A 13,206-nucleotide genomic window follows, 5' to 3' on the forward strand; every position below is an offset into this window, starting at 1 on the left:
GGCGCCGCCGGGGCAGACCCCGGCGATGCGCTGCCCGGCTCCAGCGCGAGCGGCTCCGAACCGGGTGCGCATGGACCGCTCCGTATGGACGCCAGCCGGCGTCATCCCGCATCTGCCCGTCGCGTGATGCTGACGACGACCTTGCCCTGTGCCTGCCGCTGCTCGATCAGCGCATAGGCGTCGTCCACCGTCTCGAGGGTGAACGGACGGGCATCCAGCAGTGGCCTGATCCGTCCCGCCTCGGCCAGGCGCGTGGCTTCGCGCAGGATGTCGCCGTGGTGCGCCCTGCCCTCGCCGGTCAGCAGCGGCAGCAGGGTGAAAACGCCCGAATAGGTGGCCGCACGGAACGAGAGCGGCGCCAGCGCATGCGTGCCCCAGCCCAGCGAACTCACCACGTGGCCGAACCGCGACACGGCACGGAATGACGCATCCAGGCTGGCGCCACCGGCCGTATCGAAGACCACGTCGAAGCCGCGGCCGGCGGTGTGCTCGGCGACGTAGTCCTCGACCGAAGCCTGTGCGTAGTCGATCGGGATGGCGCCAAGCTGCCGGATGAGGGTGCCGCGTGCCGCGGTATCGGTGGCGTACACCCGGGCGTCGAAAGCGCGCGCAATCTGGATGGCCATGCTGCCGACCCCACCCGCGCCGCCTTGCACCAGTACCGTGTGGCTGGCGCCGACGTGGGCGCGATCAACCAGCCCTTCCCACGCGGTGATGAACACCAGCGGCAGCGAGGCGGCCTCGCGCATGCTGAAGTGGGCTGGCTTCAACGCGAGCAGGCTGGCGTCGACCGCGGCGTATTCAGCCAGCGAACCCTGCAGGCCACCCACGCCGCCAGTCATGCCATAGACCTCGTCGCCAACGCGGAAATCGCTGACGCCCCGACCCACCGCGGCCACCACGCCGGCCAGGTCGATGCCCAGGATGGCGGGCAGAGCATGGCGTGCATGCTCGGCGGCACCGGCGCGGATCTTCAGGTCCAGCGGGTTGACCCCGCTGGCCGCGATGCGCACCAACACCTGCCCCGCCTGCGGCATGGGTCGGGGGATGGAGGCCAGGCGGAACGGTGCGCTGTGGTTTTCAAGCACTGCGGCTTGCATGGAATGGGACGTGCTCATGATGGACTCGGGCGCTGCGATGGGAGCCACCACGCTACGCTCGCCGCATCCGCCCGGAAATCCGAACAGCCGCATTGCGGCCATGCATAATTGAATGGCCGCCACTCACCCCGCTGGAGCTGCAGGGATGGAATGGAACGACCTGCGCGTTTTCCTGGCCATCGCGCGCGAGGGCACGCTGGGCGCGGCCGCACGCCGGCTCGGGCAAACCCAGCCGACGATGGGCCGGCGGCTGCAGGCGCTGGAACGGGCCGTGGGCCACACACTGTTCCAGCGGACCAAGAGCGGCTTCGTGCTGACCGACGAGGGTGCCGCCGTCCTCGCCCACGCCGAACGTATGGAAGACGAAGCGCTCGCCCTGCAGCGGCAACTCACCGGGCAGGAGAAGCAGCTGGAGGGCATGCTGCGCATCACGGCATCGGACTGGTTCGCGGAATACCTGCTGACGCCCGTGCTCGCGGAATTCTCGCAACGCCAACCGCGCGTGATCATCGAGCTGCTCACGGACTCGCGCCTCTTCAGCCTGTCGCGCCGCGAGGCCGACCTGGCCTTTCGCATCCAGCCTTTCGAGGAGCCGGACATCGTGTCGCGCAAGCTGCTGCGCATGCCGTACGGCGTCTACGTGGCCGCGGGCCAGCCCGCGCCCGAGGCCGGCGACGGCGCGGGCATGGGCCTGATCACCATGGACACCGCCTTCGGCGCGATGCCGGACGTCTTGTGGCTGCAGGGGATGCTTCCCAACGCGCGCGTCGTCTTCCGGAGCAACGCCCGCGCCGTCCAGGCGCGGATGTGCGTACGCGGCGGGGGCGTAGCCGTGCTGCCACGCCCGCTGGGGGACGCCATCGAGGGATTGCAACGCATCGACCTGGGCGAAGATCCGCCCACGCGGGAGACCTGGATCGGCTACCACCGTGACATGCGGCGCCTGGCACGGTTGCGGGCGTTGCTTGACCTGGTGGTGGCGCGGCTGGCGGATTGACCCGCTCCAGCGCGCGTGGAGCAGCGGACGGAATATCTGGATCGACCGCGGGCCCTTCCGGCTTTTTCGCGGAACGGCGGAGAACTCCGCCTGGTAGGCCCGGATCAGCCCGGCCGCCTGCCGCATCCGCTCCGGCAAGGGAGCGTCCCGCGCATGCCCGGGACACTTCCGGTGGCTAGACCCTCCACGCCACCGGAGGCCTTCGGGCGGGCGACCGCGCGTGATGCCACGCCGACCGGTCGCCACCCTCTCGCGTTTCCTACTCGAGATCACCCAGCTGGGCATCCTCGCGCGGCGCGGCCAGCCATCCGGCAATGTCCTCGCCCAGGGCCCTGACCGAGCGACCGAGCACCGAGCAGGAACCCTTGAAGCCGCCGAAAGCGCCGCCCATCGAATTGCGGCGCCCCTTGAAACTGCCGGCCAGCTTGCCATCGCGGTAGAGCTTGCCCTTCACGGTCACCGACTTGTGGTGGCCGAGAAACGCATTGCCGTCGGACACCACGTCGCTGATCTCCATCACCAGCGACTGGCCCGGCGAGGTCGCGGTGACCTGCGGCGCGAACTCGACCGTGATCCCCTTCTCGCGCGCGTACTGCGCCACGAAATCGGCCAGCTGCTCGTCCAGCTTGCACTCGCGCTTGACGGCACCCGGCACCTCGGCGTCCTCGTTGAATGGCACCGGCCGCTGCACGTGCACCGCGTCGGCCGCCTGCGCGGCTTGCAGCATCCCCAGTGCCAGCACCGCCGCCGTCATGATCTTCCCCATTGCTTGCTCCCTCAGTCCGGCCTTCGTGGCCGGCCGGAAGTATGCCCAAAACAGCCAGGCGCCGGGCCACCGGCGTCCCTGCATGGGCCGCCCGCGCCGAACCGCCGCTTGCCCCTCGCACACAGGGCTTGACCGCCACTCCGCGATCCCATGCCTGCCCGGGATTCCCGCGGACGACAGCGGATGAAAGTGCGCGATCAGGTGGCAGTATCGGCAAGCGAAACGGGGTGGTCCATGCGCCGAGTCCAGATCCAGGTCACGCGGCCTGGCCGGCCGTCCATCGCGGGAGGTCGCCAGCGCCGATATCCGGTTCGATCCGGCGACCAACGGCGCGATCGAGCGCAGGATTCACGGCGACGGCCGCATCTTCTCGCCATCCACCGCACGCTTGATGTCGGCGACGAACGCACGACGCGCGGCCACCAACGCCTTGCTGGTGGCCTGCGGCCAGGCGGCCACCTGGGCGATCACCACCTTGCGTGCCGGATCAACGTAGACCATCTGGCCGAAGATGCCGATTGCCGCGTAACTGCCGTCGGTGTCGGTCCACCACAGGTAGCCGTAGCCACGGCCCGGCTCGTCCACCCCGGTCTGCTGCCGGACGGCGCCCTGCAGCCACGCGCTGGCGATCACCGGCTTGCCGTCGATGCGGCCGCCGCCGAGCATGAACTGTCCCAGCCGCGCGTAGTCGGCCAGCGTGGCCGACAGGCCGCTGCCGCCGGTGTCGCTGCCATCGCACTCGTCCTTGATCCAGTACGCGTCGTCGGCCATGCCGTAGGGCTGCCAGATCGTCTGCGAGAGGTAGTCGGCCAGCGACCGGTGCGTGGCCCGCTGCACCAGGATGCCCAGCAGATCGGTCTCCGCGGTGTTGTAGTTCCAGCGGGTGCCGGCGGGCCATTGCCGTGGCAGCTTCGCCAGGTACGACAGCACATGCGCGCGGCCGTCGACGCAGGCGCCGAGGTACATCTGCGCCACGTCCGACCGGGCGTCCGCGTAGTCCTCGTTCCAGCGTACACCGGACGTCATCGTCAGCAACTGCTGCACGGTGACGTCCTCGTACGCGGTGTGGCGCAGTTCCGGAATGTAGGTGCCCAGCGTGTCGTCCATGCTGCGGATGTGGCCCTGCTGCAGGGCGATCCCGAGCAGCGTCGAGGTGACCGACTTGGCCACCGAGAACGAGGTCCAGCGCTGCTCCGGCCCGAAGCCTTTCGCATACCGCTGCAGGCGCACCTGCCCGTCCTGCAGCACCATCACACCGGCGATGTGATACCGCTCCATGTAGCCGGCAAGCCAGGCCGGCGTGTCCTTCCCCTCGACAGACAGCGGCCGTCCCTGCGGCAAGGCGTGGACATGCGCGCCATGCATGGCCCGGTCGCTGGGGAAGCGCCGGTACATCTGCGGGAAGCGCGCCTCGCGTTCGGCCTGGGTCCAGAACAGCACGCCTTCGCGCTGCTGCCCGATGGTCTGGGTGGCCTGCTCCGCGATCGACGCGGGCGGGACGGAAAGGCAAAGGATGCCTGCGAACAGGCGGGCGAGGAGCTTCAGGGGCATGGAGGATGGCCAGCGCGATGCGGGGGACGTCATTTTAAGGCGGACCGGGCTCATCGCATGGGGTCGCGGCGTTCCCGGGCGCGGGACGGCCCGGAGACCCGTGGCTTGCTGGACGCCATTACACAGGCGATGCGGCGCATGCGCGACTGCGGCGTCCGCATCGCCATCGACGATTTCGGCACCGGCTACGCATCCATCGCACACCTGCGCCGCTTTCCGGCTAGGCCCCGGCGCGGTCGCCCGGCACCGGTTCGCCCGCGTCAACCAGCCGCTCGAGCACCGGCAGCATCTCGGCGATCCGGAACGGCTTGCGCAGGAATGCCTGGAAGCCGCTGCAGGACTCGCGGGCCGTCGCTTCGTCCAGGGAGCTCATCAGAATCACCGGCACCTGCCGGAAACGCGGCTCGGCGCGCAGTGCGGCCAGTGTCGCGGCGCCGCCCATGATCGGCATCATCAAGTCCAGCATGATGAGGTCCGGCGGCGTCTCGGCCGCGCGCTCGAGGCCCTGGCGGCCGTTGATCGCGGTCACCACACGATAGCCCTCGTCCTGAAGGATGGCCTCCAGCACCTCGGCGACGCCGAATTCGTCATCGACCACGAGCACGGTGCGCATCAGACTCACCCCTTTTCCGGCGGCGAGGTCGTGCGCGCCGACGGCCTCGCCTGGGCATGCGCCAGGTCCGTGTCGCTCCACTCGATGCCGTAGCCGGAGAGCATCGATGGGGCGTCGGCAAACCCGTCGGCCAGCACCACGCCCGCGTCGGATACCTGGAACGCGCGCAGGCGGGGGTCGAATGCACCTCCGCGGACCTTCATCACCGATATCAGCCGGTGGAGCCGCAGGCGGTACTCGGCAAAGCGCAGCAGCACCATGTTCTCGCTCAGCGCGGAAATGCCCTCGGTCGGCATCTTGATGTCCGGGCCGACGAGGTTGGGTGTCTCCATCGCGAGCAAGGTTGTAACGCCCTGCGCGCGCAGTTCATCGGCCAGCGCGGCCATGAACACCGGCAGCCGTCCGGGCAGGTCCGCGGCCGCGGCGAACCCCCCCAGGCTGTCGATGAACAGCCGCTTGACGCCCCGCCGCTTCACTGCAGCGAGCAGCGCGCCGCCCAGGTCGTCCAGGATCTGCTCGGTAGGCGGTCGCCACATGATTTCCAGCGCGCCCGAGTCCACCAGCGGTTGCAGGTGCAGCCCGATCGATGCGGCATTGGCGACCAGCCGCGCGGGCGTCTCGTAGAAACCGAAGTGCAGTCCCGGCTCCTGCATGCTGGAACGGCTGAGGAAACAGGTGCCCAGCGTGGTCTTGCCCGCGCCGCTGGCACCCAGCAGCAGCGTGCACGTCGCACCCAGCGGGCCACCTTCCATCATCGCGTCGAGCTCGGCGATGCCCGTCGAAACGCGCTCCTTCGTGGAGCCATAGCCGGTCGTGGGCAGGCGCGATTCGACCCTGGGGTAAAGCTCGATGCCGTTGTCGGTGATGCGGAAGGGATGGCGTCCCCGCAGCGAGGCCGAACCACGGAACTTCTTCACTTCCAGTTCGCGCTGGCGGCGCTTGCCGTAGGCGGTGTCGTCCAGCGTGATCAGGCCGTCGACCATGGTGTGTTCGGGGTGGTACTCGGCGCGGCTGCCGTTGGTCAGCAACAGCACCGTGCAATCGGCCAGCGCGGCATGCGCCTGCAGCTCGTGGATGAATTTGCGGAATTCGCGGTCGGAGCTGCTGCTCTCTTCCACCGCGAGCAGGCCGTCCAGGACCAGCAGGCCGGCCCGGTGCGCGCGCATCTCGCGCCGCAGCAGGTCCATCAGGCCCTTGAGGCCCTCATCCTCGAGCGTGCGGAACGCGCTGATGTAGTAGAGCGAGCCCGGGATGGCCTCGGCGCGGTAGAACTCCATGCCCGCCATGTGCTGGAGCATGCGCGCATGGCTCTCGGCCAGGAGCGTCACGAACAGCGCGCGGCCGCCCTGGTCCACGTGATGGAAGCAGACCTGGTTGGCCAGGATCGTCTTGCCCGCGCCCGGCGAACCGCGGACGATGTAGACGGCGCCGCCGAACAGGCCGCCATCCAGGATCTCGTCCAATCCCGGCACGCCGGTGGGGATACGCCGCAGGGCCTGGTCTGTCACGTTCACGTACTCGGACTCGCTGGGTTGTGTTGGGTGATGTCGCGCGGCAAGCGCACGGTGAAGGTCGAGCCATGGGCCGGCTTGCTCAGCACCTGGATCTGCCCGCCCTGGGCCTCGACCAGCCGCCGCACCAGCCAGAGGCCCACGCCGAAGCCCCCGTTGGTGCGGCCGCCGCCTGCCTGGCCGAAGCGCTCGAAGATCCGCGCCTGGGCTTCCGGCGCGATGCCGATGCCCTGGTCCTGCACCCACAGCACGATGCCGTGGGGCGCCTCTTGCAGACCGATGGTGATGGGCTTGCCGGCACCGTAGCGGATCGCGTTGGACACAAGATTGTCCAGCATCTGTTCGCTGGAAAGCCGGTCCCAGGTGCCGATCACGGGTGGCTGCGCATGGCATTGCAGCGAGGAGCCGGCACGTTCGGCCAGCAGGCGATAGTTGCGCGAAGTCTGCGCGATCAGCTCGGCCATGTCGAAGGTGGAGGGCTCCAGGCACAGGTTGTCCGCGTTGACCCGGGACACGTCAAGCAGCACCGAGGCACGCCGGATGTAGTGCGCCACCGCGAGCTCCAGCCGTTCCAGTCCGGCGAGCATGGCCGCCGAGGCGCCCTCGCTCCGGGCCCGCGCGACCAGCAACTCGAGCTGGCCGGCGATCGGCGTCATCGGGTTGCGCAGTTCATGGGCCACTACCGCGATGAAGTCATCGCGGGCGGCGACCGCCTTGCGCAGCTCATCGATGAGCGACGACTGATCTTGGGAAGAACTCAACGCGGCCTTGCTCCCTATGGGCCAAGGGTGGAGACCCTTGCGGCTGTTCCAACTCGCCTGGCTGCGGGCAAGCGCGGTAAGGCATCAGGAGCCGTCTGCTGCAAATGCCGACACCCAGCCTAGCCGTGGCACCCGACGCTGTCGAGTGATCGTCGGCGGCGTTCCGGATACGGGCGGAAATCTCCATGGCGAGCCTCTGGTCGACCGGCAGGGTTCCCTAGGTTAAGCGACGGACGTCCATTTGCCTCGACGCCGGGCAACGGACATCGCGCCGGAACGGGTATCAGGGGTCACTCTGTCGCCCCCCGAACCATGCCGCGTACGGTGTGTTCTTCACCAGGTGACGATTGAGGTCGGGAGCGCCGTCGCTCCACCACACGGGGCCCCGCTCGCCGAGCGCCACCTTGGCTTCGTCGACCGCCTTCCCTGCGCGCGCAAGCGCCTGGGCATCCTGCGACCGGCGCGCCTCTCCCACCGCCCGGCGCGCCGACATCAGCCGACGAACCCATGCCTCCCGCAGCTCGGGCGCCAACGCCGGGTTGGCGGCCCGCCAGAGCCGGCCACGAACCACCACATAGCGCCCGTCGGGTGTCAGCCGATGCTCCATGGGAGGTTGCTAGCACAGTCGGCGCAAGGGCCAGGTCGTGCCACCCCCGCCTTGGCCGTGGCTTGGCCAGGAGGACGCGATGCGCGCCACGCGTCCCGGTGTCGCTTCCGCCTCGGTGGGCAGCCCCTGGTAGACCCGATGCGCCCGGCTCGGCGACATGGGCGACAAGCGCGCTACTGCTTCCGACTCGTCCGGCAGCACGCAGCCGCGAGCGGAAATTGCCCGACCACGTCCCGTTTTTCGTGGCCAGGCTCCACACCGAGTTAAGTATGTTGTTGATAGGCTTCACGGCCGCCCGGAAACTCCGGTGAGCACGATGGCAGTGCCCCTTACCCTCCGGTCGCCACGCGGAGCCACCGCTCTGACCATTACGTGAGCAACCAGCCACAAAGGCCCAGCTGCGCACCCCCAAGAGGAAGAGCCCCGTGTCCCTGCCTGATGTCACGTTGCCCGAGGAAAGCTTCCTCGCCGGCGGAGGAAAGGTCGCCGCGATGATGCGTGGCCACGACTGGTCGAGTTCACCGCTGGGCAGGCCCGACCAGTGGCCGCAATCGCTCCGCTCGGTGGTCAGCCTGCTGCTGAACTCGAAGTTCCCGATGTTCGTCGCGTGGGGGCCTGAGCTGGGCTTTCTCTACAACGATCCCTACGCCGAAATACTGGGGGCCAAGCACCCGGCGGCGCTGGGTGCCCGCTTCGAAGACATCTGGCGCGAGATCTGGCCGGACATCGCGCCGCTGATCGATGCAGCGCTGTCGGGCGAGGGCGTCTACCGCGAAAACCTGCCGCTGCTGATGAACCGCAAGGGTTTCGACGAACAGACCTGGTTCACCTTCTCGTACTCGCCGGTGTGGGACGAAAGCGGTTCGATCGGCGGCATGTTCTGTGCCGTCGCCGAAACCACCGACCAGGTGCTGGCCGTCCGCCGCCAGCGCTTTCGCATCGAACTGGAAGAAGCGCTCAGCGGCATTGCCGACCCGCGCGTGCTGATCGGGCGGGCGGTCACGGCGCTGGGCCGCCACCTGGGCGCCCAGCGCGCCGGCTACGCCAGGGTGCAGCCGGACGATGAAAGCCTGGTCTTCGACGCATGCTTCGCCGACGGTGTCGAACCGCTGACGGACAGCTACCCGCTCACCTGGTTCGGCGCCGAGCGCGTGGCCCGCCACCGGAAAGGCATGACCGAGGTCTGCGCCGACGTCGAGGCCGAGGCGGACGATCCGGCGCTCTGGCGGGCGATCCAGACACGCGCGGTCGTGTCGGTGCCGTTGATCCGCGACGGGCACCTGGTCGCCACCCTTTACGTCAACTTCCGCGAGCCGCATCGCTGGACCGAGCAGGAAGTGGCGCTGATCGAGGACGTGGCGACGCGCACCTGGGCGGCGATCGAGCAGGCCACCGCCGAGAATGCCCTGCGCGAAAGCGAGGCGCGCTTCCGCGCCCTGCTCACCACCGGCGCGTATTCGGTGTTCCGGATGAGCGCGGACTGGCGCGAGCTGCGCGAGCTCGAAGGCCAGGGCTTCCTCGCCGACACGACCGAGCCCAGCGAGGATTGGCTGCAGACCTACGTCCACCCGGACGACCAGCCGCGTGTCCTCGCGGCCGTGCGGCAGGCGATCGCAAGCCGCAGCATGTTCGAGTCCGAGCACCGGATCCGCCAGGCCGATGGCCGTCTGGGCTGGACCCACGCCCGCGCGGTACCGATGCTCGACAGCGAAGGGCGGCTGGTCGAATGGTTCGGTGCGGCCAGCGACACGACCGCGCGCAAGCGTGGCGAGGACGCGCTGCGCCAATTGACCGCCGAGCTGGAAGAGCGCATCGCCGTCGCGGTGGATGAGCGCCAGGCTGCGCTGGCACAGGTCCACGAGATGCAGAAGATGGAGACCATCGGACAGCTCACCGGCGGTGTGGCGCACGACTTCAACAACCTGCTGACGCCGATCCTCGGCGCGCTCGACATGCTCGCGCGGCGCCTGGACGGCGACGAACGCGCCAGACGCATGACCGCCGGCGGCCTGCAGGCGGCCGAGCGCGCGCGGACGCTCATCCAGCGGCTGCTCGCCTTTTCCCGACGGCAACACCTTGCGCCCCGCCCGGTCGACGTCGCCCGGCTCCTGGCCGGCTTCTCCGACATGGTGTCGCGGTCGATCGGGCCGGGCATCCGGCTTTCGATCGCCTGTGCGGACGGACTGCCGCCGGCGCTGGTCGATCCCAACCAGCTGGAGCTGGCGTTGCTGAATCTGGTCGTCAACGCCCGCGACGCGATGCCCGCCGGCGGGGATCTGACCGTGCGCGTCACCCAGGAGATCGCAGGCGACCATCCGCGGTTGCGCGAGGGGCGCTACATCCGTTTCTCGGTGACCGACAACGGTATCGGCATGGATGAGCAGACGGTCAAACGTGCGATCGATCCCTTCTTCACCACCAAGGGCGTCGGTCGCGGCACGGGGCTCGGCCTGCCCTCGGTGCATGGGCTTGCCGCCCAGTCCGGCGGCGATTTCGCGCTGGACAGCCGTCCGGGCCGGGGTACCACCGCGACGCTCTGGTTGCCCGTATCCACGGAGGCACCCCCCATCTGGCAGACGTCGGCGAACGATGCGGCGATCCCCGACGTGCCCGCCGCGACCGTGCTGCTGGTCGATGACGAGGACCTGGTCCGGGGCGGCACGGCCGAAATGCTTGCCGACGCGGGGTACAGCGTGGTTTCCGTCGGCTCCGGCTACGAGGCATTGCAGAAGATCCACGCCGGACTCGCATTCGATGCGCTGGTCACCGACTACGCCATGCCCGGCATGACGGGCGCGGAGCTTGCCCAACAGGTCCGCAGGCTGCACCCGCACGTCCCCACGCTGATGATCACCGGCTTTGCCACCCTAACCGAACGCGAGGCCGGCGGCCTGCCCCGCCTGGCGAAGCCGTTCCGCCAGGCCGAACTGGTCGGCGCCGTGGCCGATCTGCTGGAGCCGACGCAACGGAGCGCCTGATCCGGCCGAGCGGAGGATGGATGCATGGGGCCAATGCCGGAGAGGCACTGCCAGCGCGCACCTGCGCCCCGAAGAGAAGGTGCCCCGGTTATCGACTGACACCAGCGTGACGAGCGACTGGCCGTCCGAACCCCGGGGCTGAACCACGATACGGCCGTGCTCGTCTACGGCCCGTCTGCAGGGCGCGTGCGACGTGGCGCGGACCGCGCATCGCTCGCCTGGCTGCGCCCCCTGCCGGTCACCATGGTCGAGATCGCCAGGAGTTCCTGGGCGCACTCCGGAAGACCGCGGCCGCGGTCGAGGTCATCGGCGCGATCGTCGCCATGAGCCACGTCGTGGATCTCGCGGTGGTGGCCGCGGGCGTGGAAACCGGACGCCAGGCCGCCCTGCACGAAGCGATCGGCTGCGACCTCGCGCGGGGCGCTACGGCCCCGGCGTGCCGCTCCCCACCGGATCACGGAGGCGCCGGGCGCCCGAGTTGATCGAAGAGCGTGGAAGCAAAGCCCTCCGGGGTCGCCCCATTCGACGGACCCGACCCGTCCCGCGCCACACCGCATGGAACAGTGAGCGTGGATGTTCCGCCCACTGGAGACGGGAAGCACGTCATCGGTGGGCGCGAACAATCGCCCGAGAACGATCCCCGACGCCGGATCCATGCTGCGGCGCTCAGGCAGCCAGAAGGGGTGGCCTTGGAGAGACTTGCGTGAAGCCAGCCTCGTCGAGCACGAGGCCCGTCGAGGCCGGCTGTGCTCCCGTCGGGAGCGCGTGCACGTGGCCGCTCAGGCGAACGGATCGTCCAGCACGATGGTGTCTTCGCGGTCGGCACCGGTGGCGACGATGGCCAGGCGGCAGCCGGACAGCTCCTCGACCGCGCGCAGGTAGGCGCGGGCCGCGGCGGGCAGCCTGTTCCAGTCGCGGATGCCGGCGGTGGACTCCTCCCAGCCGGGGAACTCCAGGTACACCGGCTTGCACTCGGCCCAGCCGTCGGCGTCCAGCGGCGCCAGTTCGCGACGCTTGCCACGATATTCGTACGCGACACAGACCTTGATCGAGGGCAGGCCGTCGAGCACGTCCAGCTTGGTGATCGCCAGGCCATTGATGCCGTTGATCTGCACCGCGCGCTTGAGCGCCACCAGGTCGATCCAGCCGCACCGGCGCGGGCGGCCGGTGCTGGCGCCGTACTCGTTGCCCTTCTTGCGCAGCAGCTCGCCCATCTCGTCGTTGAGCTCGGTCGGGAACGGACCGCCGCCAACGCGGGTGGCGTAGGCCTTGCAGATGCCCAGCACGTAGTCGATGTCGCAGGCGCCCACGCCGGTGCCGGCCAGCGCCCCGCCGACCGTCGTGTTGGACGAGGTGACGTACGGATAGGTGCCGTGATCGATGTCCAGCAGCGCGCCCTGGGCGCCTTCGTACAGGATGTTGCCGCCCTCGGCACGCACGTCATGCAGGATGGTGGCGACGTCGTCGACCATCGGGCGGATGTACTCGCCCCAGGCGAGCGCATCGTCGAGCACCTTCTGGTAATCGACGGGCTCGGCCTTGAGCCACTGGGTCAGGATGAAGTTGTGGTATTCGACCGCCGCCTTGATCTGCGCCGGCAGCTCGTGCGGGTACATGAGGTCGGCCACGCGGATCGAGCGGCGCGCTACCTTGTCCTCGTAGGCCGGGCCGATGCCGCGGCCGGTGGTGCCGATCGCGCCCTTGCCCGCAGCCGCCTCGCGCGCCTTATCCACGGCGATGTGGTAGGGCATGATCAGCGGTGTCGCCGGGCTGATCTTCACGCGCGAACGCACCTCCACGCCCTGCCCCTCGAGCTCGGCGATCTCGTGGATCAGCGCCTCGGGCGAGAGCACCACGCCGTTGCCGATCAGGCACAGCGCATCGTCGCGCAGGATGCCCGAGGGGATCAGGTGCAGCACCGTCTTCTTTCCCTTGATCACCAGCGTGTGGCCGGCGTTGTGGCCGCCCTGGAAGCGTGCCACGGCGCTGACCCGCTCGGTCAGCAGGTCGACGATCTTGCCCTTGCCTTCGTCGCCCCACTGGGCTCCAAGGATGACGACTGACTTGCCCATGAAAGTTCTCGCTCGTTGGATGCTCCCCGGGAGGGAGCCGTGAGTGTGGGAAACAGGAAAAGCTTCAGCGCACCAGTTGCAGGACGGCCAGCCCCGCGATCACCGCCACCGCCCCGAACACGCGCAGCGTGCGGGGCGACAGCTCCAGCGCCTGGCGCACCATCGACTGCCAGTGGCGCGGGACGGCAAACAGCATCAGGCCCTCGAGCACCAGCACCAGGCACAGTGCCACGGACAGTTCGTGCGGCAT

General features: G+C 69.2%; 11 protein-coding genes. 2 read left to right on the plus strand and 9 right to left on the minus strand.

All coding sequences use genetic code 11. The features are described from left to right. Nucleotides 1–101: 101 nt before the first annotated feature. Nucleotides 102–1,118 (minus strand): zinc-dependent alcohol dehydrogenase family protein, encoded by a 1,017-nt coding sequence (locus LQ771_RS09360; protein ID WP_231349137.1) that lies wholly within the window; start codon nucleotides 1,116–1,118, stop codon nucleotides 102–104. Between the two features lie 127 nt (nucleotides 1,119–1,245). Between LQ771_RS09360 and LQ771_RS09365 the strand changes: the two genes are divergently transcribed. Next, nucleotides 1,246–2,097 carry a LysR family transcriptional regulator gene (locus LQ771_RS09365; RefSeq protein ID WP_231349138.1) on the plus strand — a complete coding sequence of 284 codons (852 nt, stop codon included), beginning with the start codon at nucleotides 1,246–1,248 and terminating at the stop codon, nucleotides 2,095–2,097. 259 nt (nucleotides 2,098–2,356) lie between these two features. Here the strand turns inward: LQ771_RS09365 and LQ771_RS09370 are convergent, their stop codons facing one another. From LQ771_RS09370 to LQ771_RS09395, 6 genes are all read right to left on the minus strand, one after another. Beyond that, on the minus strand, nucleotides 2,357–2,863 hold the full coding sequence (locus LQ771_RS09370; protein ID WP_231349139.1) for a hypothetical protein: 507 nt from the start codon (nucleotides 2,861–2,863) through the stop codon (nucleotides 2,357–2,359). A 348-nt stretch (nucleotides 2,864–3,211) separates the two neighbouring features. Then, a complete protein-coding gene (locus LQ771_RS09375) occupies nucleotides 3,212–4,414 on the minus strand; it encodes a serine hydrolase domain-containing protein (protein ID WP_231349140.1) in 1,203 nt (400 codons plus the stop codon). Between the two features lie 220 nt (nucleotides 4,415–4,634). Next, on the minus strand, nucleotides 4,635–5,027 hold the full coding sequence (locus LQ771_RS09380) for a response regulator (protein ID WP_231349141.1): 393 nt from the start codon (nucleotides 5,025–5,027) through the stop codon (nucleotides 4,635–4,637). Between the two features lie 5 nt (nucleotides 5,028–5,032). Beyond that, the gene (locus LQ771_RS09385) at nucleotides 5,033–6,541 is read right to left on the minus strand and encodes a DUF7125 family protein (RefSeq protein ID WP_231349142.1); all 1,509 of its coding nucleotides are present in this window, start codon (nucleotides 6,539–6,541) and stop codon (nucleotides 5,033–5,035) included. Further along, on the minus strand, nucleotides 6,538–7,299 hold the full coding sequence (locus LQ771_RS09390) for a sensor histidine kinase (RefSeq protein ID WP_231349143.1): 762 nt from the start codon (nucleotides 7,297–7,299) through the stop codon (nucleotides 6,538–6,540). Before LQ771_RS09390 ends, LQ771_RS09385 begins: the two co-directional genes overlap by 4 nt. 283 nt (nucleotides 7,300–7,582) lie before the next feature. Continuing rightward, nucleotides 7,583–7,906, minus strand: coding sequence for a hypothetical protein (locus LQ771_RS09395; RefSeq protein ID WP_231349144.1), 324 nt, complete (start codon nucleotides 7,904–7,906; stop codon nucleotides 7,583–7,585). Nucleotides 7,907–8,331: 425 nt separating this feature from the next. On the opposite strand from LQ771_RS09395, the gene LQ771_RS09400 reads away from it, so the two are divergent. Beyond that, on the plus strand, nucleotides 8,332–10,884 hold the full coding sequence (locus LQ771_RS09400; protein WP_231349145.1) for an ATP-binding protein: 2,553 nt from the start codon (nucleotides 8,332–8,334) through the stop codon (nucleotides 10,882–10,884). A 779-nt stretch (nucleotides 10,885–11,663) separates the two neighbouring features. Here LQ771_RS09400 and LQ771_RS09405 read toward each other — a convergent pair. Next, the gene (locus LQ771_RS09405; RefSeq protein WP_231349146.1) at nucleotides 11,664–12,956 is read right to left on the minus strand and encodes an adenylosuccinate synthase; all 1,293 of its coding nucleotides are present in this window, start codon (nucleotides 12,954–12,956) and stop codon (nucleotides 11,664–11,666) included. Between the two features lie 64 nt (nucleotides 12,957–13,020). After that, on the minus strand, nucleotides 13,021–13,206 hold the full coding sequence (locus tag LQ771_RS09410) for a DUF2065 domain-containing protein (RefSeq protein ID WP_231349147.1): 186 nt from the start codon (nucleotides 13,204–13,206) through the stop codon (nucleotides 13,021–13,023).

The organism is Frateuria soli (assembly GCF_021117385.1).
Taxonomy (GTDB): domain Bacteria; phylum Pseudomonadota; class Gammaproteobacteria; order Xanthomonadales; family Rhodanobacteraceae; genus Frateuria_A; species Frateuria_A soli.